This is a genomic window from Nocardia sp. NPDC049737 (genome assembly GCF_040674755.1).
Classification (GTDB): Bacteria; Actinomycetota; Actinomycetes; order Mycobacteriales; family Mycobacteriaceae; genus Nocardia.
On sequence record NZ_JBFANH010000013.1, the window covers coordinates 95,365 to 117,725 of the forward strand.

At 65.1% G+C, this 22,361-nt stretch carries 18 protein-coding genes; 13 read left to right on the top strand and 5 right to left on the bottom strand.

The window, feature by feature from the left end:
- Window positions 1-94: 94 nt before the first annotated feature.
- The 3 genes from AB0J47_RS19100 to AB0J47_RS19110 all read left to right on the top strand — a co-directional run bounded on the left by AB0J47_RS19100 (window position 95) and on the right by AB0J47_RS19110 (window position 3,244).
- Window positions 95-1,378, top strand: coding sequence for an MFS transporter (locus AB0J47_RS19100; RefSeq protein ID WP_364347143.1), 1,284 nt, complete (start codon window positions 95-97; stop codon window positions 1,376-1,378).
- A gap of 156 nt (window positions 1,379-1,534) precedes the next feature.
- On the top strand, window positions 1,535-2,839 hold the full coding sequence (locus AB0J47_RS19105; RefSeq protein WP_364347145.1) for a citrate synthase: 1,305 nt from the start codon (window positions 1,535-1,537) through the stop codon (window positions 2,837-2,839).
- Between the two features lie 42 nt (window positions 2,840-2,881).
- Window positions 2,882-3,244, top strand: a complete 363-nt coding sequence (locus tag AB0J47_RS19110) for an FKBP-type peptidyl-prolyl cis-trans isomerase (protein WP_364347147.1) — start codon at window positions 2,882-2,884, stop codon at window positions 3,242-3,244.
- Between the two features lie 291 nt (window positions 3,245-3,535).
- Here the strand turns inward: AB0J47_RS19110 and AB0J47_RS19115 are convergent, their stop codons facing one another.
- The gene (locus tag AB0J47_RS19115) at window positions 3,536-4,366 is read right to left on the bottom strand and encodes an LppX_LprAFG lipoprotein (protein WP_364347149.1); all 831 of its coding nucleotides are present in this window, start codon (window positions 4,364-4,366) and stop codon (window positions 3,536-3,538) included.
- A 431-nt stretch (window positions 4,367-4,797) separates the two neighbouring features.
- Between AB0J47_RS19115 and AB0J47_RS19120 the strand changes: the two genes are divergently transcribed.
- The 6 genes from AB0J47_RS19120 (at window position 4,798) to AB0J47_RS19145 (ending at window position 11,604) form a co-directional block, all read left to right on the top strand.
- Entirely contained in the window at window positions 4,798-6,270 is a 1,473-nt protein-coding gene (locus AB0J47_RS19120; RefSeq protein WP_364347151.1) for a cytochrome b5 domain-containing protein, read from the top strand.
- Window positions 6,271-6,358: 88 nt separating this feature from the next.
- The gene (locus AB0J47_RS19125; RefSeq protein ID WP_364347370.1) at window positions 6,359-7,588 is read left to right on the top strand and encodes a 3-oxoacyl-[acyl-carrier-protein] synthase III C-terminal domain-containing protein; all 1,230 of its coding nucleotides are present in this window, start codon (window positions 6,359-6,361) and stop codon (window positions 7,586-7,588) included.
- An 81-nt stretch (window positions 7,589-7,669) separates the two neighbouring features.
- Window positions 7,670-9,505 carry an ATP-binding cassette domain-containing protein gene (locus tag AB0J47_RS19130; RefSeq protein WP_364347153.1) on the top strand — a complete coding sequence of 612 codons (1,836 nt, stop codon included), beginning with the start codon at window positions 7,670-7,672 and terminating at the stop codon, window positions 9,503-9,505.
- Window positions 9,506-9,777: 272 nt separating this feature from the next.
- A complete protein-coding gene (locus tag AB0J47_RS19135) occupies window positions 9,778-10,830 on the top strand; it encodes a hypothetical protein (protein ID WP_364347155.1) in 1,053 nt (350 codons plus the stop codon).
- Between the two features lie 71 nt (window positions 10,831-10,901).
- Window positions 10,902-11,180 (top strand): hypothetical protein, encoded by a 279-nt coding sequence (locus tag AB0J47_RS19140; protein ID WP_364347157.1) that lies wholly within the window; start codon window positions 10,902-10,904, stop codon window positions 11,178-11,180.
- 145 nt (window positions 11,181-11,325) lie between these two features.
- Complete coding sequence (locus AB0J47_RS19145) at window positions 11,326-11,604, top strand: type II toxin-antitoxin system VapC family toxin (RefSeq protein ID WP_364347159.1); 279 nt, start codon at window positions 11,326-11,328, stop codon at window positions 11,602-11,604.
- An 83-nt stretch (window positions 11,605-11,687) separates the two neighbouring features.
- Here the strand turns inward: AB0J47_RS19145 and AB0J47_RS19150 are convergent, their stop codons facing one another.
- The 4 genes from AB0J47_RS19150 to AB0J47_RS19165 form a co-directional block, all read right to left on the bottom strand.
- Window positions 11,688-13,058, bottom strand: coding sequence for a HAMP domain-containing sensor histidine kinase (locus AB0J47_RS19150; protein ID WP_364347161.1), 1,371 nt, complete (start codon window positions 13,056-13,058; stop codon window positions 11,688-11,690).
- A gap of 7 nt (window positions 13,059-13,065) precedes the next feature.
- The gene (locus tag AB0J47_RS19155; protein ID WP_364347163.1) at window positions 13,066-13,782 is read right to left on the bottom strand and encodes a response regulator transcription factor; all 717 of its coding nucleotides are present in this window, start codon (window positions 13,780-13,782) and stop codon (window positions 13,066-13,068) included.
- 47 nt (window positions 13,783-13,829) lie between these two features.
- Window positions 13,830-14,216, bottom strand: coding sequence for a hemophore-related protein (locus AB0J47_RS19160; protein ID WP_364347165.1), 387 nt, complete (start codon window positions 14,214-14,216; stop codon window positions 13,830-13,832).
- A gap of 146 nt (window positions 14,217-14,362) precedes the next feature.
- Entirely contained in the window at window positions 14,363-16,450 is a 2,088-nt protein-coding gene (locus AB0J47_RS19165) for an AMP-binding protein (RefSeq protein ID WP_364347167.1), read from the bottom strand.
- Window positions 16,451-16,769: 319 nt separating this feature from the next.
- Here AB0J47_RS19165 and AB0J47_RS19170 point away from each other — a divergent pair, with 319 nt between their 5' ends.
- The 4 genes from AB0J47_RS19170 to AB0J47_RS19185 are packed head-to-tail and all read left to right on the top strand — an operon-like array spanning window position 16,770 to window position 22,317.
- A complete protein-coding gene (locus AB0J47_RS19170) occupies window positions 16,770-20,942 on the top strand; it encodes an ATP-binding protein (protein ID WP_364347169.1) in 4,173 nt (1,390 codons plus the stop codon).
- Window positions 20,939-21,352, top strand: coding sequence for a roadblock/LC7 domain-containing protein (locus AB0J47_RS19175; RefSeq protein WP_011207200.1), 414 nt, complete (start codon window positions 20,939-20,941; stop codon window positions 21,350-21,352). The genes AB0J47_RS19170 and AB0J47_RS19175 overlap by 4 nt, the downstream gene beginning before the upstream one ends.
- A gap of 7 nt (window positions 21,353-21,359) precedes the next feature.
- Window positions 21,360-21,734, top strand: a complete 375-nt coding sequence (locus AB0J47_RS19180; protein ID WP_040686485.1) for a DUF742 domain-containing protein — start codon at window positions 21,360-21,362, stop codon at window positions 21,732-21,734.
- Window positions 21,715-22,317 carry an ATP/GTP-binding protein gene (locus tag AB0J47_RS19185; RefSeq protein WP_174414979.1) on the top strand — a complete coding sequence of 201 codons (603 nt, stop codon included), beginning with the start codon at window positions 21,715-21,717 and terminating at the stop codon, window positions 22,315-22,317. The genes AB0J47_RS19180 and AB0J47_RS19185 overlap by 20 nt, the downstream gene beginning before the upstream one ends.
- Window positions 22,318-22,361: the final 44 nt, after the last annotated feature.

Genomic DNA, 22,361 nt, shown 5'->3' on the forward strand with positions numbered 1-22,361 from the left:
CACCACCCGTCATCGAATCGCTCCGCGATGCTGTATCTGTATCGTCAGACCCCAACATTGTTGGGCTGCTGACCGACTCATTACGCTGCGATCGGTGAAACTGCTCGCCGACACCACCCCCCTGCGCTATCCCGAGTTCCGACGGCTGTGGACCAGCAACATCGTCACCGTCGTCGGTTCGCAGTTGGCCGTGGTGGCCGTGCCGCAGCAGATATTCGAGATCACCGGCAGCTCCGGCTATGTCGGTCTGGCCGGACTGTTCGGCCTGGTCCCGCTGATCGTGTTCGGTCTGTGGGGCGGTGCGCTGGCCGATGTGATGGACCGGCGCAAACTCATGCTCATCACCAACTGCGGCACCGGCGTGACCGCAGTCGCCTTCTGGGTGCAGGCCGCGGCCGGACTCGAGAGCGTCTGGATTGTGCTCGGCCTTTTCGCCGTACAGCAGGCGCTGTTCGCGGTGAATCAGCCGACGCGCAGCGCCGCAATTCCGCGGCTGCTGCCCACCGAACATCTGGCCGCCGCCAGTGCGCTAAGCATGACCGTGCAGCAGACCGGCGCCATTGCCGGACCCGTGCTCGCGGGTGTGCTGATCCCCGTTGTCGGCCTGTCGACCCTGTATCTGATCGACGCTATCGCGCTGCTCGCCACCATCTGGGCGGTGTGGCGGCTGCCTGCCATCCCACCGACCGGAACCGCGCGAAAGGCCGGATTCCGCACCGTCCTGGACGGTTTCGCCTATCTGGCGACACAGCGCATCCTGCTGGCCTCCTTCGTGGTCGATGTGATCGCCATGGTCTTCGGCATGCCGCGGGCGCTCTACCCGCAGATCGCGCATGAGACTTTCGGCGATCCGGCAAGCGGCGGCGTCGCGCTCGGTCTGCTGTTCGCCTCGATGTCGGTCGGGGCGGTGCTGGGTGGGGTGTTCTCCGGTTGGATCTCGCATGTGCGCCGCCAGGGGCTTGCGGTGGTGGTTTGCATCGGGCTGTGGGGGCTGGCGATGGTCGGCTTCGGTGTGGCCGTCGGCTGGACCGGGCACGGCCTCGGCGTCGGGCCGGGACTGTGGATCGCATTGGCCTGCTCGGCCTTCGGCGGCGCGGTCGATATGGTTTCGGCCGCGCTGCGCATCGCCATGTTGCAGACGGTCACCACCGACGAGATGCGCGGTCGTCTGCAAGGGGTCTTCATCGTGATCGTCGCGGGCGGTCCGCGCATCGGTGATGTTGCCCACGGTTTTGCCGCAGCGAGCTTGGGTACGGCGGTGGCCGCGGCGGGCGGCGGTGTGCTGGTCGTTATCGGGGTGGTGCTGGCTGCGCTCGTGTTCCCGGCCTTTGTGCGCTATCGCGTGGCCAGATCGCAGTCGGTGACCGTGCCGGGATGAGTCATAAACCTCACCTGAGCAGAAGTTGTTTGTGAGGTCGGCCGGTGGGCACCCTCGTTCTCGGGCCGCGCGAGTAGCGACTAGCGTCTACGTGAGAGCACCGCCGTGCCGACCGCACCCCGATGCCGACGGTCCTAGCCTGAGAGGGATCCTTCCGTGCCCGAAAAAGACCACATCAACGACGCCAAGCCGGTTTTGAGCTACCCCGGCGGCGAATATGCCATGACGATCGCCGAAGCCAAAGAAGGCAATGACGGCGTCGATCTCGGCAAAATGCTGGCCAGCACCGGGTACGTGACCTACGACCCCGGATTCATGAACACCGCGCCGACCAAGTCGGCGATCACCTACATCGACGGCGAAGCGGGCATCCTGCGCTACCGCGGCTACCCGATCGACCAGCTCGCCGAGTCCTCGACCTTCATCGAGGTCAGCTACCTGCTGATCTACGGCGAGCTGCCGACCCAGGCGCAGCTGGACGAGTTCACCGACCGGATCCGCCGCCACACCCTGCTGCACGAGGACCTCAAGCGGTTCTTCGACGGCTTCCCTCGCAACGCGCACCCGATGCCGGTGCTGTCCTCGGCGGTGAACGCGCTTTCGGCGTACTACCAGGACTCGCTGGACCCGAAGGATCCCGAACAGGTCGAGCTGTCGACCATCCGACTACTGGCGAAGCTGCCCACCATCGCGGCCTACTCGTACAAGAAGTCGGTCGGCCAGCCCTTCCTCTACCCGGACAACTCGCTGAGCCTGGTGGAGAACTTCCTGCGGATGACCTTCGGCTTCCCGGCCGAACCCTACGAGGTCGACCCCGAGATCGCCGCCGCCCTCGACATGCTGCTGATCCTGCACGCCGACCACGAGCAGAACTGCTCGACCTCGACCGTGCGCCTGGTCGGCTCCTCCGACGCCAACCTGTTCACCTCCGTCTCCGGCGGCATCAACGCGCTGTGGGGCCCGCTGCACGGTGGCGCCAACCAGGCGGTGCTGGAGATGCTGGACGGCATCAAGGCCGAGGGCGGCAACGTCAAGGAATTCATCCGCAAGGTCAAGAACAAGGAAGACGGCGTGAAGCTCATGGGCTTCGGACACCGCGTCTACCGCAACTACGACCCGCGCGCCTCGATTGCCAAGAAGCATGCCGACGCGATTCTGTCCAAGCTCGGCGGCGACGACGAATTGTTCGATATCGCAAAGTCTCTCGAAGAGGCCGCGCTCACCGACGAGTACTTCATCTCGCGCCAGCTGTACCCGAACGTCGACTTCTACACCGGTGTCATCTACAAGGCCATGGGCTTCCCGACCCGCATGTTCACCGTGCTGTTCGCCATGGGCCGGCTGCCGGGCTGGATCGCGCACTGGCGGGAAATGCACAGTGAGCCTTTGAAGATCGGCCGTCCGCGCCAGATCTACACCGGTTACGGTCACCGTGATTACCACGAGATCGACGGCCGCTAATTTCAACCGAATCCACCATCACCTATCAGAGGGGATAGCCGAATGACCAAGCCGGAGATCGAATTCCAGGCGGGCCCAGCTCCCACCGAGCTGGTTATCAAGGACATCGTCGAGGGCGAGGGCGCCGAGGCAGTGCCCGGCGGCACCGTCGAGGTGCACTATGTCGGCGTGGAATTCGACTCCGGTGAGGAATTCGACTCCTCCTGGAACCGCGGTGAATCCATCAGCTTCCCGCTGCGCGGCCTGATCCAGGGCTGGCAGGATGGCATCCCCGGCATGAAAGTCGGCGGACGCCGGCAACTCACCATCCCGCCGCAGCTCGCCTACGGCCCCGTCGGTTCCGGCCACAAACTCTCCGGCAAGACCCTGGTCTTCGTGATCGACCTGCTCAACGTCGTCAACTGACCTGAATCCTCCACCGCGGCCCGTGCTTCCATCCCGTTGGAAGCACGGGCCGCGGTCATCTCCTAATGCCGTATTCGCGCCGCGCACGATTTAGCGCGCCACGCACGATTTCGTGGGGACAATCGGTGCGTGGCGGCGCAATTCGTGCGCGGCAGTGGGCATTCAGTGCTGGTGTCGCTTTGCGGGACGTGTGCACGGCGCGATGCCTGAGACGCGAAAACCGGTCCGGGAGTGCGGATGACGGCTGCTGCCACCGTCCTGCATCCCGGACCGGTTTGCGGTATGTGTGCCTTACTTCGGCGGTGCGGTGACCTTGACCGGCTTACCCCATGCCGACAGGGTCACCTTGATGGTGCCCGGATCCCGCTTGACGACAGCCTGAACCAGGTTCGGGCCGTTGCCGGGGGAGGCGGCGTTCGACGGCAGGGCCGAAGCCGAACCCGACGGCGGGGCGACATCCGCGATCCACAGGGTGATCGGGAACGTGCCCGCCGGGTCACCGGACTTCGGGACGATGGGATCGATGACCGTGGAGTCGATGGTTCCGGTCAACTTCACGGTGTCGGTGCCGTCGACCTTCTCCCGGCCCTCCACCTTCGGGTTCTTCACCTGGGCGATGAGGTTGGCCAGACCCTTGTCCTTGTCCAGGATTACGCCCGGGTCGTAGATCTGTTCCGCCGGACCGATTTTGGCGTAGGCGGAGGAGCCACCGGTCTGTGCGTACATTTCCTTGTCGACGACCAGGAACTTGGCCTGGATGAAGTCGGCCTCGGGCTTGGTCCGGACCTTCGCCTCGCCGATCGCCTGTCCGGCGCCCTGCGGCTGGTTGGTCACATCGGCCGAGACGCTCTCCACCGGGAGGTTGGTGAGGTTGTCCACCTTCAGATTCAGGTGCACGGCCTGCAAGGTCTGGGTGGTCCGCGCGGACTCCTGCACGATCTGCGCGGCCTCGGGCAGTTGCCCCGAAGGCGGCGCGGAAGAGGTGGTCTTCGAGTCGGAGCTGGAGTCGCAGCCTGTCACCAGTGCAGCGAACATCGACGCCGCGACCACGGCGGGCACGAGTCCCGGTCGGCGAAGTCGGATTCGGTGCGAGGTGTGTGCTCGCGCTGTCAGATCACTCAATGTTCTGCCCCCAGAAGAGTGCGAGGTCGGGTACGACCGGATGGTTTGACGGGGACAGCTGGTGCTGCCGCCCGGTGTAGTGCAGCATTTCGCCCGCCAGATTAGCCTGTCGCGCAGGCTAACTCGACCCGGTTCGCAAAGCGAAGTCCAGGCGAGCCGCGCATGCTGCGGGTGCCGACGTTACCCTTGGTTCGGTCTTCTCGCACAGATCGGGGGGAATCCGACGCGAAAGTTACCGGGTTAAGGGATTGTTTAGTGAGATGTAAGGCGCTGCAAGCACGATGCTGTCACGAAGGCTCAGACGGTGTGGTGACTTCGGGGGGGACATCCGGTTCGCCGGATGAAGCGTCCCCGCGCCTGTCCGCGATACACGCCATAACCACGGGGCCGACAACGGCCACCGAACCGCGGATCAGACACGGAGGAATGCGATGACGAACAGCCAGCCAGAAGCGGAGGAGCGGGACTTCCATAGACCGCCCGGCCCGCCTCCTGGCGGTGGCCCGCAACTGTCGAATGTGTGGGTTTACAACGGAAAAGCCTACGATCTGAGCGAATGGATCTCCAAACATCCCGGCGGCGAGTTCTTCATCGGGCGAACAAAAAATCGCGATATCACTTCCATCATCGGCTCCTATCACCGTGATCCCGAGCGAATCGGGCGAATGCTCGAACGGTATGCGTTGGGGCGCAACGCATTACCTGAGGACATTCATCCGAAGGCCAACGCACCCGACTTTCTGTTCAAAGAGGGTTTCGACAGCTGGCAGGACACTCCGAAGTACCGATTCGACAATAAAGACGATCTGCTGCACCAGGTCAAGGCTCGGCTGAAAGAGCCGGAGTTGGCCGCGCGACTGCAGCGCATGGATACGATCTTCAACCTCGTGGTCGCCGTACTGGCCGTCGCGTACTTCGCGGTGCAGGGTTTGCGCCTGTTCGAGCGCAGCTGGATGCCGCTGCCCGTCTTCGTCATCCTGATGGTGCTGCTGCGCAGCTCACTGGCCGGATTCGGCCACTACGCGATCCATCGCGCGCAAAAGGGTCTGAACAAGATCTATACGAATACCTTCGATTTCAATTACGTCGCACTGGCTTTCGTCACCGCGGACGGACACGCGCTGCTGCACCATCCGCATACCCAGAGTGAAGTCGATATCAAGAAGAACGTCTTCACCATGATGATGCGGGTGCCCCGGTTGTATCGGGTGCCGATTCACACCCTGCACAAATTCGGGCACACGGTGACCGGCATGACCATTCGGCTCCTCGATGTCTGCCGCCTCACCCGCAAAGTCGGCATCAAAGACATGTACGGCACCTGGGGTGGTGCGCTGCCGCACTTCATCGGTTCGTTCGGTGTGCGCGGGCTATTGCTCGGCGAGTTGGTGGCCTTCACCCTGGCGGGCGACTTCTGGGCCTGGGCACTGCAATTCGTGGTGACATTGTGGATCAGTACCTTCCTGGTTGTCGCTAGCCATGATTTCGAAGTCGAGGCCGAGGAACTTCCCGCCTCCGATACCGAGGACTGGGCCGTCAATCAGGTGGAGCAGGCCTACGACCTGAAGGTGATCGGAAATCGTTATATCGACTGCTTTCTCGCGGCCGGCTTGAGTTCGCACCGCGTCCATCACGTCCTGCCGTTCCAGCGTAGTGGTTTCGCGAATATCGCCACCGAGGACGTATTACGCGAGGAGTCAGCGAAATTCGGCGTCGAGTGGCTGCCGGCGAAGAGCTTCTTCACCGATCGGTTCCCGAAACTCTGCCGCACCTACCTGCTGTCGCCCTCACTCGAAGCCGAGGAACGGAATTGGGGCTTCGTCCGCGAGCATTGCTCGCCGGGGGCGCTGAAGACCTGTGCCGTCTACACAGTGCAGGGATTCACCGGAATCGGCACGGTCTGAATCGATTCCGGAGATCGACCGATCGAACCGCTGGGTTGGCGCGGCGCCGATCACTATTTTTCACAAGAACGGGGAGAATTTCGTGTCAATCACTATCGATGAGGGAACGTCGGCGGCTCGTCAGGGGGACGAGCGCGGCCACGGCCTCGTGCAGTACGGGCTGCCGCCCGCGCCGCCGACCACGGTCGGGGTGATCGAGAGCATCGCGACCGGTGCGCCGAGTCAGCTCGTCGACCAAGCCGACGCCGCCGATCGGGTGGCCGAGCTGTTCACCGATCCGCAACAGCGGGCGCGGATTTCGCGGATCTACCAGAAGACGAAGATCGACAGCCGCCGCCTGGTGGTCGATCCGCTCGATCCCGAATTCCTGCAGTTCGGCAGGGAGCGCGGCACGATCCGGGACCGGATGAATCTGTTCTACCGCCACGCGGTTCCGCTGGCCGTCGATGTCGCGGGGCGTGCCCTCGCCGGTATCGAGGACGCGGCGGCGGAGATCGGCTTGCTGGTCTTCGTGACCAGCACCGGTTTCATCGCACCGGGCGTGGACGTCGCGGTGGTCAAGCAGCTGGGGCTGTCGCCGTCGGTCGGACGGGTCGTGGTGAACTTCATGGGCTGTGCGGCCGCGATGAACGGCATTCGAACCGCCGTGGATTATGTTCGGGCGCATCCGGATAAGAAGGCGATGGTCGTTTGCATCGAGCTGAGCTCGGTTAACGCCGTCTTCGACGACAACGTCAACGATGTGATCATCCACAGCCTGTTCGGTGACGGCTGCGGTGCGGTGGTCATCGGCGCCAGTCAGGTCCAGCAGCCGCTGGCGCCGGGCAAAGTGGTGATCCGGGACAGCTTCAGCCAGCTCTTCGACGGTGCCGAGGACGGCATCGTGCTCGGTGTCAATCACAACGGCATCACCTGCGAGCTGTCGGAGAATCTGCCCCAGTACATCTACGCCGGGGTCGATCCCGTGGTCACCGAGGTCTTGGGCCGCAATGGATTGCAGAAATCCGATGTCGATCTGTGGGCCATCCACCCGGGGGGTCCGAAGATCATCGAGGAGTCCGTGCATTCGCTCGGTATCGCGCCGGAGCGGGCGGCGCTGAGCTGGGACGTGCTGGCCAGGTTCGGCAATATGCTGAGCGTGTCGTTGATTTTCGTGCTCGAAAAAGCAGTGTCGCTCGGCGACTGTTTGGGGAGTGGTCGGGCGACGGGCGGGCTGGTTCAGCAGGAGACGGCGAAGCCGATCTCGACCGGTGTGGCGTTCTCCTTCGCCCCGGGGGTCACCCTCGAAGGCATGATCTTCGACATCATTCGCCGATAGTAAGCACCGTTCTCAGCCAAAATCGCCCGTTGAGCCAAATCGCCTGTTGAGCCAAATTGCCCGTTGAGGAGCGCAGCAACCATGCAACTCATCCGATTCCTCATCTCGATCTCCTGGATGCGGATCGCGGCCGTCATCGCCGCGGGTCTCATCTGCGGTGCGGCCAACACCTATTTGGTGACCCTCATCAGGGGTGTGGTGTCGCCGGAACCGCATCCGCACATCAATATCCAGAGCTTCGCCCTCACGGGCCTGGTCATTCTGGTCAGTGGCGTGGTGTCGCAGGTGCTGCTGATTCGCCTTGCCCAAGAGGCGATCTACCGGCTGCGCGCGGATCTGAGTTCCGGGATTGTCTCGGCTCCGCTAGAGCATCTGGAACGGCTCGGCATGCACCGCCTGATGGCGACGCTGACCGAGGATGTGCGTTCGCTCTCGCAGGCGGTGACCGCCATTCCGAGCATCTGCATCGACGTGGCCACCATCGTGGGCTGCTTCGTCTTCCTGCTGGCGGTGTCGGGTCCGCTGTTCGCGGTGACCGTCGCGGGCACGCTGCTCGGAATCGCTTGTGTCGAGCTGATTCTCAGGCGGGTGCGCAATATCTACCGCGAGGCGCGGGAGAACGAGGACGCGCTGTTGCGGTCGTACCAGGCCGTGACGCTGGGCATCAAAGAGTTGAAGCTGCATCGGGGGCGCCGCCGCGATTTCATGCAGCGGCATCTGCTCGGTTCGGCCGCGACGCTGCGTGCACAGAATGTCGATGCCGGCTCCAAATTCTCAGTGGCACAGGGCTTCGGGCAGGCGCTGCAGCTCGGCACCATGGCGCTGATCCTGTTCGTGCTGGTCGCCCCCTTGGATCTGTCGCGTGATGTGATGGTCGGGTATGTCCTGGTGACGACATTCCTGGCGATGCCGATGCAGAACTTCATGCACCGCATCCCGGATCTGCTGCGCGGTGATGTGGCGCTGGCGAAGATACGCGCGATGAATCTGTCGATGGAGACCATGCACGATGAGCAGCGGTTGCCGTTCACGGACCGTCCCACCGTCGATGCGGCGCGGCTGGAGCTGACGAATGTCACCTACGGCTACCGGATGGAGCCACCACCGCCGTTCCCGCCGGGGCCGGGCGGGCCTGGGCCTCGTGGGCCGAGAGGTGGCGCGCATCCGCCCGGCCGGGGTCCACGTCCCGGCGGGCCGCTGCCGGATGTCAACGGGCATCGGTTCGTCGACCACAGCGGACACGACAATCGGCCGATGCCGCTCGGCCCGCCACCGGAGGCGAGCAATGGCGAGGCCGGGTTCCGGCTCGGTCCGCTCGATCTGGTCTTCGAACCCGGCCAGATCACCTTCATCGTCGGCGGTAACGGCAGCGGCAAATCCACGCTGGCCAAGCTGATCACGGGACTGTACGTGCCACAGACGGGCACGCTGTCGCTCAATGGTGAGCCGATCGACCACGAGAATATCGAGTGGTTCCGGCAGAACTCCTCGGCGATCTTCACCGACTTCCACCTGTTCGAGGAATACCTGGGGTTCGATCGGCCCGGACTCGATGGTGAGGTGCGCCGTTATCTCGAGGAGTTGCAGATCGCGCACAAGGTGACGGTGCAGGACGGGCGATTGTCCACCATCGATCTGTCGCAGGGCCAACGCAAACGGCTCGCGCTGTTGACCGCCCTGCTCGAGGACCGGCAGATCTATGTCTTCGACGAGTGGGCCGCCGACCAGGAGCCCAAGTTCCGTGATGTCTTCTATCAGGAAATCCTCACCGAACTCAAACAGCGCGGGAAGACCGTCATCGTGATCACCCACGACGATCGCTACTTCCACCACGCAGACCAGTTGGTCAAACTCGATTTCGGCACGGTGGTCGAGGCGAAGCGGACCGAGGAACCCACCGGCGCCGAGCTCGCCTGATCATCTGCGGTCCTTACCGAACTCTCAGACTTCGGTAAGCGACGATGCCAATTCTGAGCTCTAGGGTCGGCAGGTGTGACTAAGCGTAGCGAAGGAACCAAAGACACAGCGCTGCCGGTCACGGCGGAGCCGAGCGCTAGCGCGGCGGAGTTGTGACTGGAATACGCACCCGGTGCGCACTGCTCGCCGTTGTCGTTGTCATTGCCGGGGCGCTCGGGAGCGCCGTTACCGCTTGCTCGAGATCATCTGGCTCACCCAGCGGTCTCGCGCTGGTGAACGCCGATACCGGGCCTACTGGTGCGCGCATCGCGCAAGGGCTGCAGCAGGACGGCGGCGGTTACGAGTGGACCGTAGGCAAGCCGGGTGAGCTCGACGCGGATGACTACGCTGCGGTGATCACCCTGCCCGCCGATCTGACCCAATCCATGGGCACGCTGGCGAGTGCGCAGCCGAAGCGGGCCAAGGTCACGGTGGATACGCATAAGGGCGCGAACGCGGATGTGGTGAACGGCGCGGTGAATACGGTGACGCACCGAGTCGGCGCGGCCGGTGTCGACGCCGCTTTGGCCGCGGTCGCGCAGGCGCGCACCCAGATGACCTCGGTGCAGCTCACCACTCAACTGCTGAACGCCGGGGTGAGTGCCGCGGCCGCGGGCGCCGACCAGTTCAGCTCGGGTGCGGATCAGCTACTCGGCTTCCTGGCCTACGCCAAAGAAGGTTCGGCACAACTGACTTCGGCGATCGCATTGCTGAACTCGACCGTCTCGGGTGCTGCCGCACAGGCGAATCAACTTGCCTCGGCATTGGATTCGACCGGCGTCACGATCGGACAGGTGCAGCAGACTGCGAATACGGTAAGCGGCGGTCTGGACCAGATCCTGCCGCTGATGCGCGCGCTTCCCTTCGCAGGCGATCCCCAGGTCGCCGATATCATCGCGAAACTCGAAGGATTGCATAATGTTTCGAGCCAGGCCGGTTCGCAGCTGACCGATCTCGGCGGTCTGGTTGGTGCTGCGGTCGATCCGAACACCGATCTCGGCACGCTCCTGCGCACGGTTGTGGACCGATTGACCGGTGCCAGTGCGCAATTAGCCGAAGGTGCGAAACTCGCCGAGGGGCTACCGCAACTGGCCGACCAGGGCGGTGCTCAATTGGTCAGCGCCATAAGCCAACTGACCGGTGGCGTCACCCAACTACAACAGATCGTGACCAACCTCAGCACCCAAACCGATAAGGCCATCGCAGCGCTGCCTCAGCGCAGCAGCACCCAGCAGTCCGCACTGGCGCTTGCGTTGACCGACCCGGTCGAGGTGGTTCGCAACTGATAGAGCCCGCGCACATCCGGCCACCTGGGTGGGGCACAGCGCGGTACGGTGTGGGTACGCCTGCTCCCGAGATGCCGCCTCGGACCGAGGTCAGTGTGCGCCAGTTCGTCAATGAGTCCGGCAGTGTTACCCGTGGTCTGCGGGAGGGAAGTCGATATATGCTCACCATCAACGGCGAGCCGTTGGCCGAAGTAACGCCCATCAGGCGCCGACGCTTCGTGCCCACCAGTCAGGCCCAGGAGATGTTCGCGAAGGCTCCGATACTCGACTACGACGAACTCCGACGCGACTTGGATGCTGTGGTCGGCGACGAACTGTCCGACGATCCGCTCGAAAAAAAGGGTCTGTGAGCCGCAATGCGAGGGGCGTACTCGACACCGGCATAATCGCGGCTCTCTCCCTTTTCGACCGGCCGATTTGCCGATCGAGTCCGCAATCACGGCAGTCACGCTGGGAGAGTTGTCGCGAGGGCCGTATGCAACCGATGATCCGGTCATGCGTGCGCGTCGGATCGCGGTACTGCGACACGTGGAAGCGACATTCGGCGAGGCGTTGCCCTACGACAGCGAAACCGCCCGAACTTTCGGCTTGATCTGCGCCGCGGTCTACGCGATAGGCCGGCAACCGCGACGGCGCACGGCCGACCTGATGATCGCCGCCACAGCCGCACGCAACAGTTTGCCGCTGTATACGACGAATCCGAAGGACTTCACCGGTCTGGAGGAACTTGTAACGATCATTGCGGTTACCCGTCCCGACGGTGCGACCGGCTGACCGACGGCTCCGCGGCCGTTGAGAGGCAACTGCTGCCCCTGGCCGAAGAGCGTGGAACCGCAAGCCGCAAGCGCTCTTTCGGGTCAGGTGGTGGTTCGGCGTTCCGGAAGGTCCAGTACCAAGCGCACACCGCCGAGCGGACTGTCGTCGAAATAGGCTCGGCCGCCGTGTAATTGGGCCTGTTGGGCGACCAGGGCGAGGCCTAGTCCGGAGCCGCCTTTGCTGGCTTGGCTGCCGCGGAAGAAGCGTTCGAAGACGTCGGTGCGTTCTTCGACGGGGATTCCTCGGCCGTTGTCGTCGACGGTTATCAGTATGTGACCGTTGGGGATTCGACGGGCCGAGACGACGGCTTCGGTGGCGCGGCCGTGTTTGACGGAGTTGGTCAAAGCGTTGTCGACCGCTAGGCGCAGCCCGGCGGGCAGGCCGCGGGTGATCAATTCGGCGTCGGTATCGATGCGGACGGTGACGCCCGGAAAGTGGCGCATGGCGTCGTGGGCGGCCTGATCGCAGAGGTCGCCGACGTCGGTGTCGACGTGATCGCGCTCGTGCGTGAGGTCGCCCGAGGCGAGACGTTCCAGTGCGGCCAAGGTGGTTTCGACGCGGCCCTGGCTGCGTTGCAGGTCAGCGAGGATTTCGGCGCGTTGGGGCTCGTCCAGGTCCAGGGTGCGCAGCACCTCGAGGTCGGTGCGCATGGCGGTGAGCGGGGTGCGCAGTTCGTGGGCTGAGACGGCCGCGAAATCGCGTGCGGTCTCCAGTGCGGCGGCGGTTTCGGTCTGTGCTTGATCAACCCGTTGCAGCAGGGTGTTCACTGCTTCGGCGAGTTTTTCCGCCTCCCGGACTCCGGAACCGTCGACCGGTGGCTGTGGATTGTCCGGATCGCGGTAGCCGCTGCGTGTGCCGACCTGTCGGGTGAGATCGACGATCGGGCGCACTGCGCGGCCTGCGAGCAGCCAGCCGAGTCCGGCGGCGGTGGCGATCGCCAGTCCGGCTCCCGCGAGCACCCAGCGCTGTTGCTCGGCGGTTGTGCGTGCCGCCGCTGTGGACGGAATACCAAGGGAAACAACGCGTCCCGCAGGTTGGTTCGCGGTGGTGGTGAGTACACGGAACGGGGTGCCGTTCACGGTTACGGTATGCGATCCGATCGGCTGTTCGGGCAGGCGAATGGGTGTGCTGGCCACGATCGTGTTGTTGTCGCGGACCGTCACCGCCATGTCGTAGTTCGGACCGACCAGTCCGAGCACGCCGACGGCCAAGACCGAGTCGATGAGCACCAATCGCGACGCGATGGTCAATTGCTGGTCGGTCTGGGCCAGGTTATTGCGCTCGATGGCCCGGGATGAGATCACGCCGATGATCGTGACGATGATGATTGCGCCGACCGCGGCCGCACCTGCCACCCGGGTGCGCAGGGAGAACGTGCGCCGCCGTCGTTTCCCGGGGAGCTGCGACGTCATTGCCAACTCACTTGGGCGCTCGCAGCACGAATCCGACGCCGCGGACCGTGTGCAGCAGCCGTGGCGTGCCTTCGACCTCCAGCTTGCGCCGCAGGTATCCGACGAAGACATCGACCACATTGGTGTCGGCGGCGAAGTCATAGCCCCACACCAATTCCAGTAACCGCTCCCGGCTCAGCACCACGCCCGCATTGTGGGCCAGGGTGGACAGCAGCTCGAATTCGCGCTTGGTGAGCTCGATTTCGCGGCCGTTGAGCAATGCGCGGTATCCGGCGACGTCGACCTCGAGCGGACCGACCGCGATCGCGCCCGGTGTGGCGGGGGCCGGAACGTCCGAGCGGCGGCGCAGCAGCGCCTTGATCCGCGCCACCAGCTCGGCGAGCACGAACGGCTTGGTCAGATAGTCGTCGGCGCCGGACTCCAACCCGGAGATTCGGTCGTCGACGGAGGCGCGGGCGCTGAGCACACAGATCGGGACTTCATTGCCCAAGGCCCGAAGTGCCGTCACCACGCCCGCGCCGTCGAGCACCGGCATATTCATATCGAGTACCACTGCGTCGGGCGCCTGCTCGGTCACGCTGCGCAGTGCCTCGGCGCCGTCGCGAGCGACCCGCACCTGGAAGCCGGACAGGCGCAGCCCGCGCTCGACCGATGCGAGCACGTCCTCGTCATCGTCGACGACAAGGACGGTCGGCTTCGCGCTCCGCTCGGTCACATCACTCATTGTGCAGGCACGTATCGCTCGAGTCGGTCAGCAAGCCGGGTGTGCCATCAGTAGCTGTGGCAGGTTTCGGCCACGGTGCGGATGGTCTCGGCCAGGCTGGCGGAACGTGGGTCGTTTTCGGCGTCCTGCGCTGCGCCCGGGTTCTCGTTGATGGTGGCCTGGAGTTCCGCGCGACGCTGTTCGACCGGCTGGTCGAACTTGCGCTGCAGTTCGGCCTTCTGGGTCGGGTTCGCGTCGAGCATGGCCGCCAGCTGCGGGGCCTTGGCGTGCAGCGCCGCGTCGACCTGGGCGAAGGAGCAGTCGGAGTTCAGCAGCGGCCCGGCCAGTGTCATCGGATCCGCGGCCGCGATGGCCGGGGAGAGCAACACGGCCACACTGGCCATGCCACCCGCGGCGAGAGCGGCGACGGCCGGGCGACTGCGGTAGAGCTTCATGGTGCGTGCCTCCAGAATTTCGAGGGGTGTTGCTTCGAGGGGTGCTGTGGATACAGCGCCCTAGACGCTATTGCCCCGCACTGGCACATGTGTGAACTATCCCTGAGGATTCCCTAAGGGGTGAAACGAAATGCGATCGCAAAGTATCAGGGCACGATCGGATCGCCGTTGGGCGCAACGACTTCCGGACCGGGCCCCTGCGGTCGGCTGGCCCGGATCTGTACCTCCAGCGCGGCGAGCACCGAGGGATCTTCGATGGTGGACGGTACGTCGTAGGTATCGCCCGCGGTGATCTGCCGGATCGTCTTGCGCAGGATCTTGCCCGATCTGGTTTTGGGCAGTGCGGTGACGACGACGGCGTCGTGCAGTGTGGCGATCGCGCCGATCTGCTCGCGCACCCGGGCGATCAGTTCGTCGCGCAGGCGTTCCGGATCGATCTCGACGCCGGACTTGAGCACTACATAAGCGATCGGCCGTTGGCCCTTGAGTTCGTCGGGAAGGCCGATCACCGCGCATTCGGCCACGGCTTCGTGTCCGGCGATCGCGGCCTCGATGCTGCCCGCCGACAACCGGTGCCCGGCCATATTGATCACATCGTCGCTGCGGCCGAGCACGTAGAGGTACCCGTCGTCATCGAAATATCCGGAGTCACCCGTGAGGTAGTGGCCGGGAAACGCCGACATGTAGGAGCGTTGGAAACGATCTTCGTCGCGCCATAGCCCGGTTAGCGTGCCCGGCGGTAGTGGCAGGCCGATGACGATATTGCCCTCGGTGCCCGGTGCGACCGGATTGCCCTCGGCATCGAGGACCCGCAGCCGGTAGCCGGGCACCGGCACCGACGCCGAACCCGCCTTGATCGGAAGTTCTTGCAGGCCGAGCAGATTCGCGCAGATCGGCCAGCCGGTCTCGGTCTGCCACCAGTGGTCGACCACCGGGCAGTCGGGCCGATCGGCCAGCAGCGTTTCGCTGGCCCATTCGTAGGTGGCCGGATCCAGGCGCTCACCGGCGCAGAACAGTGCGCGCAGCGAGGACAGGTCGTAGCGGTGGGCGAGTGCGGCATCCGGATCAGCCTTGCGGATGGCGCGCAGCGCGGTCGGCGCGGTGAACAGCACACGCACGTTGTGTTCGGCGACCACGCGCCAGAACGCGCCCGCATCCGGCGTCCCGACCGGTTTGCCTTCGTAGAGCAGGGTTGTCGCGCCGACGAGCAGCGGCGCGTAGACGATGTACGAATGCCCGACGACCCAGCCGACATCCGAGGCGGCCCACATCACCTGGCCCGGCCCGACGTTGTAGATATTGCGCATGGACCAGGCCAGAGCGACCGCATGTCCGCCGTTGTCGCGAACCACGCCCTTGGGCTTTCCAGTGGTGCCGGAGGTGTAGAGGATGTAGAGCGGATCAGTCGCGGCGACCGGAACCGGATCGGCGGGTTGGGCATCGCGGACGGCGTCTTCCCAATCCAGCCATTGCACTGCGACGGTTTGTGTGGAACTCGGTAGTGATTCGGTGGCGGGCTGCGGCGTGGAGAAGTGGATAGTCGGAAATTCCGGCCGCTGCTTGACGATCACGTGACGCGGCGCGCTCGTCTCGGCGAGGTCCAGGGCCTGCAACACGATCGGCGGGTAGTCGATCGTCCGGCCCGGCTCCAAGCCGCCCGAGGCAGTGATTATCAACACAGGTTCGGCATCGTCGATGCGGGCGGCGAGTTCGGGTGCGGCGAAGCCGCCGAAGACCACCGAATGCACCGCGCCGATGCGGGCGCAGGCCAGCATCGCGATCACCGCCTCCGGGATCATCGGCAGGTAGATGACCACTCGGTCACCCGTGTCGACCCCCAAACGCACCATCGCACCGGCGAACTCGGCAACCTTCGCGAGTAGTTCGGCGTAGGTGAAAACACCTCTGGCGCCGGTCATAGCGGAGTCGTATATTAGGGCGGGCTGATCGGCTCGGCCCGCCTCCTCCGAAGTGTCGCCGTGCACATGCCGGTCGAGGGCGTTGAAGGAGGTATTGAGGCGAGCGTCCGGAAACCACCTGGCCATCGAGCGAGTCGTGGTGTCGACGATGTGGGTCGGCGGGGTCACCCAATCGATCGTCTCGGCCGCCTCGGCCCAGAACTCAGCGGGATCGACCAAGCTGGTCTGATAGACCGGCCGGTAGGCGCGGTTCTCACGCCCGCCCGTCGCCCGACCACCGCCCCCCGCGGAATCACTGCGCGATGCTGTACCCAAACTTGTGACTCCCTAGCCTCGCTTCGATGCCCGCCTCGATAGATCAGCACGATTGTGGCAGACTTCACGCGACGCCCGGGTGGGTGCCGCGACCTTTGGTTTTGCCGATTACCGGCAGGTCAAAGCCCGTAGCTACACTCAACGTCACCCAAGCTGTTATTGATCCGTTAGAATCTGATGTCACTTATTTGGGCCGTCGTAGACGCAATTTCTCGGCCAGCCGCAGTTCCTCGGCCAGCTCTGCCTGTCGAGCCAGCATGCGATTGTCTAGGTTCGCTGATGGCACGTGGTTGGGGCCAGTTTGGAAAGTGAGTGGGAGATGCGTGACGCCGCAAGGTCCGGCAGCAAACGCTGGGCGCTCGGCAACTGGGACCTGCGCTGGAAGGTTACGGCGGTCCTGGCCGTTCCGCTGGCAGTCGCGGTTGGCCTCGGCGTGTCCAGGATTACCACCGAGTTCGCCGACGCGAACCGACTGGACGCTGCCGCGAAGAACATCGAGACGATCCCTGCCGTCACCGCGCTGAGCGCGCAGACGGCGACGACCGCCGCTTCGCAGATGATTTCGATCATGCCGAACGTGTCGATCGTGTCGGACAAGAACCTGGCCGACCTCGACAAGGTCATCGCCGATGCCGAACAGTCGGGCGGCAAGCTCGACGGTGTCGCCGGTGCGCGCGCGTCGCTGGACAGCATGATCACCCAGGCCAAGGCCGTTCGTGCCCAGGGCAAGAACGTCACGACGCAGACACCGGCCGAAGTCATCGGGCTGATCGACCAGGTCCGCAACGACAGTGTGCACATCGTCGAGACGACGGTCGGCCAGGTCAGCGACCAGGCCATCGAACAGTCGAAGCTGCGGCTGGTCGACTCGCTGAACACCCGTGCCGCACTGGTCGGTGAGGTTGCCGCATTCCCCGAGGTGCTGCGCGGTTCGGCGGCGGGCGTGCAGAACGCGATCACCGCGGCCAATACCGAGCGGGCGATGCTCAACGTGCTCGCCCACCGCTTTTCCGACGGCGACACCTCGATCGCCGATCTGCGGGCCGGTATCGATAACCGGATCTCGCTGCTGACCAGCCCGGAGGCGCAGTCCGGCAAGATCCCGGTCGGTGATCTGAAGAACTCGCTCACCGGCAGCCTGGACGTCTACGAGCGCGTGGTCAACAAGTCCACCAAGGACATCGACTCGGCGATGAGCTCGCTGGTGTCCAACGCCAATACCGGGGCGTGGACCTACACCGCGGTCGTCATCGCGACCATTCTCGCCGCGCTGTTGCTCGCGGTATTCGTCGCGCGCTCGATGATCGTGCCGCTGCACCGGCTGCGTCTGGCCGCGCTGCGCGTGGCCGAGAGCGATCTGCCGCACGAGGTCGCCCAGCTGCGTAACGGCGCGTCCCCTGAGGATGTGCCGCTGGAGCCGATGCCGATCCGCAGCCACGAGGAAATCGGTCAGCTGGCCCGCGCCGTCGACGATATCCACGGCCAGGCGCTGCGTTTGGCCAGTGACCAGGCGCAGATGCGTGCTCAGGTCAACGACATGTTCGAAACCCTGGCCCGGCGCTCCAAGTCGCTCGTCGACCATCAGCTCAGTTTGATCGAGGCGATGGAGTACGACGAGAAGGATCCGCGCCTGCTGGAAAACCTGTTCCGGCTGGACCATCTCGCGGCTCGTATGCGCCGTAACGGTGACAACTTGCTGATCCTCGCCGGTACCCGGCAGCGGCGCAGCAAGTCCGCGCCGGTCGAGATCGCGGACGTGCTGCGTGCGGCGATCTCCGAGGTCGAGGACTACGAGCGCGTGAAGCTCGGTGCGACACCGCGTGGTTCGCTGGTCGAGCCCGCCGCCTCGGATATGGCGCACCTGTTCGCCGAGCTATTGGACAACGCGCTACGCGCGTCGCCGCCGGAGACCGACGTGAAGTTCACCTTCGCGCAGGGACACGACCAGGGCATGCTCATCGAGGTCGCGGACCGCGGCATCGGTATGCCGCCCAGTGAAATGGCCGATATCAACCGGCGGCTCGAGCAGACCGCCGAGCCGGGGCCGGATACCGCGCGGCACATGGGTCTTTTCGTGGTCGGCCGATTGGCCGAGCGACACGGACTCACCGTGCGTCTGCGCCCGACCTTCGACACCGCGCGGGATCCCGGCGTCACGGTCACCGTGCACGTTCCGATGAGTCTGATCGTGCTCGGCCAAGGCCAGACCACCGCGATGCCGCAGGCGACACCGCAGGTCGCCGCGGCCAGTCCGCAGCGACCGTCCGCCGCGGCGTCGATGCAGACGCGCGCGATCACCAGGACGCCGGGTGGCAATGTCGTTGTCACCGTCGATCCCGGTGTGAGCGGGCCGATTCCGATCAGCAGTCCGGCACCGGCCGCGAGCAGTGGTCCGATTCCGACGGCGGGCGGGCTGCCGCAGCGTTCGCCCGGCTCCACCATGTCCTCGGGAGCCTCGGGGCTGCGTCAGGACCAGGCACCATCGAATCCGGCCCTGCGCCCATCGGGCGGACAGGCGCCGAGCGCTCCGCAGCGTGGCAAGCTCGCCGCGGCGAATCTGCCAAGGCGCAGTGTCACGCCGGGCGGTCCGCCGCCGAACCGGCCGGGCGCCGAGCCGACGGTTTCCGGTGGTGGTCTGCCACCGCGGAATCTGAACTCCGGTGGGCTGCCGCAGCGTCAGCCGGGCACGAATGGTGTGCCGCAGCCCGAGGGCGGTCAGCCCAGTGGCGGACTGCCGCAGCGTCAGCCGGGTACTAGTGGGGCGCCGCAGCGTGCTTCGGGGCTGAATGGTCTGCCGCAGCGCGAACCGGGTGCCGGTGGTGTGCCGCAGCGCGATACCGGTTCGAGCCTGCCGCAGCGTGCTGCCTCGGGTGGGTTGCCGCAGCGTGAGGCTGGTTCGAGCGGTCTGCCGCAGCGGGATTCGGCTGCCGGCGGACTCCCGCAGCGGGATTCGGCCGCCGGCGGATTGCCGCAGCGAGAGCCGGGTGCGACCGGTCTGCCGCAGCGCCAGTCGCCCGCGAGTGGCTTGCCGCAGCGGGAAACGTCGAATGGTTTGCCGCAGCGTGAGAGCGCCAGTGGTCTGCCACAGCGTGATGCTCTGGGTGGCCTGCCGCAGCGGGAAGCCCCCGGGGGTCTGCCGCAGCGTGAGAGCACAGGCGGTTTGCCGCAGCGGGATACCACGGGTGGTCTGCCGCAGCGTGAGGGCACTGGTGGTCTGCCGAAGCGCGATCCGTTGCGTGATCCGTTGAGCAGTTTGCCGCAGCGGGATACCACGGGTGGTCTGCCGCAGCATGAGAGCTCTGGTGGTCTGCCGCAACGCGAAAGCTCTGGTGGGTTGCCGCAGCGTGAGGGCACTGGTGGTCTGCCGAAGCGCGATCCGTTGCGTGATCCGTTGAGCAGTTTGCCGCAGCGTGAGAGCTCTGGCGGTTTGCCGCAACGCGAAAGCACTGGTGGCTTGCCGCAGCGGGAGAGCGCCGGCGGTCGGCCGCAACGCGAGTCGGCATCGAATGGCCTGCCGCAGCGGGAGTCCGGTCTGACCGGTATCCCGCCGCGGGACACCGGTTCGGGTTTGCCGCAGCGGGATTCCGCTTCCGGTGGTCTGCCGCAGCGTGATGCTCTGGGTGGTTTGCCGCAGCGTGAGAGCACGGGTGGTCTGCCGCAGCGGGAGAGCACCGGTGGTTTGCCGCAGCGTGATGCTCTGGGTGGTCTACCGCAGCGTGAGTCCGGTGCCAACGGCCTGCCGCAGCGTCAGTCGCCCGGGAACGGTTTGCCGCAGCGTGAGACCCCGAACGGCCTGCCGCAGCGTCAGTCGGGTGCGCATACGGCGAGCGGGCTACCCCAGCGTGATGGTCTGCTGCCGTCCCGCGATAGTCTCCCGCAGCGGGAGACGGGTCCGACCGGTCTGCCCCAGCGCGATCCGGGAGCGACGGTACTGCCGCGCAAGGAAGTTCCGCCGGGTGTCGGTCTGCCGCGACGCGATCGCGGTGCGGCCCAGCCCGCGGCCAGCGGCGAGACCCCCGCGGTTTCCGAGGGCGGGGCGACGACCACACCGCGCGATCCGGGACGGCACAGCTTCAAGCCCGATCCGGAGAAGGCGGCATCGTTCTTCCAGACCAGGTTGCAGCCCGCGGTCGACTCCGATTCGGTCATGGGCGGGACACCGATCTTCGCCGAAATGATGTCGGCGTGGCTCTCGGATCCGAACTCGGACCGGTCCCAGGTGGCGGCCTCCTTCGAATCACCGGGCGACGAAGGCTGGCAGGCGGCTCGCCGCGCCAGCGAGGCCCAGGCCGAAACAAAGACGGCCGCCGGGTTGCCCCAACGCAATCCGGGCGGGAGGCTGGTCCCCGGCGGTGTCACCGGCAACGCCGATCGCACGCCACGTCGCGATCCAGAAACGATCAGGTCCAGCTTGAGTCGTCACCAGCAGGGCGTCCGGGATGGCCGCGCAATGAAGGCAATGAACCTAACCGGAGATAAAGGAGACCGATGAACCCCGATCTAGGTGGTACGAATCGTCAGCTGGATTGGCTGGTTTCGAACTTCGCCAACGAGGTTCCTGGCGTAGCTCATGCCGTCCTGGTCTCGGCTGACGGCCTACTCATGGCGGCGAGCGCGCAGCTGCCGGTGGACCGTGCCGAACAGCTCTCGGCTGTCACCGCCGGACTGGCCAGCCTCTCGGTAGGCGTCTCGAATCTATTCGAAGGCGGCACCGTGCTGCAGTCGGTAGTCGAGATGGAGCACGGCTACCTGCTACTCATGGCAGTCGGCGACGGCTCGTATCTCGCGGTGCTGACCAATACTTCCTGCGATATCGGCCAGGTGGGCTACGAAATGGCTCTGTTGGTCGAGCGTGTTGGCCAGACGGTGCAGGCCACGCCACGCGTCACGATGGGTTCCTGATGGTGGGATGGACATAGACGATCACCGCATGGGGAGCGCCGAGCCGAGTCTCGTTCGCCCATACTCCTTGACTGCGGGCCGTACCAGGCCCGCGGTCGAGTTGGCGTTGGAGGCACTTGTCGCATCGCATCCGGTCGCCCTGGAGCGGCAGTTCGAACTGACCAACATCGAGACGTCCATCGTGGAGTTGTGCAGAGAATCGCCGTCCGTTGCTGAAGTAGCGGCGCGTTTGGGTATCCCCATCGGGGTGGCCCGCGTGCTCGTGGCCGACCTCATCGAGGCCGGGCATGTGCGAGTTTCGGCGACTTTGAAAGACGATTCCAGCGACGATGAACGTCGCGAGCTGATCGAAAGGGTTCTCAGTGGACTCCGGCGTATTTGATTCGACGGCACAGGTCGATACCCGCACCAGTAAACCGACTTCGGCGAAGATCGTGGTCGCTGGCGGCTTCGGTGTCGGTAAGACCACGTTGGTGGGTGCCGTCTCGGAGATTGTTCCGCTGCGCACCGAGGCATTGGTGACCAATGCCAGTACCGGAATCGACAATCTGACCGGTATTCCGATGAAGTCGACCACCACGGTGGCGATGGACTTCGGCCGGATCAGCCTCGCCGACGATCTGGTGCTTTACCTGTTCGGGACGCCGGGCCAGTACCGCTTCTGGTTCATGTGGGACGACCTGATCCGCGGCGCCATCGGCGCCGTGGTGCTGGTCGACACCCGCAGGCTCGAGGACAGCTTCGCGGCCGTCGACTACTTCGAAGCGCGCAATCTACCGTTCCTGGTTGCGCTCAACGAATTCGACGACGCGCCGCGGTATCCGATCGAGGACATTCGGCAGGCCCTCGCGGTGCCTGCGGATGTGCCGATCCTGTCCATCGATGCCCGCCGTCGCGAGCCGGCCAAGCAGGCGTTGGTCTCGCTCACCGAGTACGCCCTACGCAAAGTCATGCAGGGCTACTGAGCGTTCGCGCTTGACGCGTCGGCACCGAATCGAGTGGCTAAGCT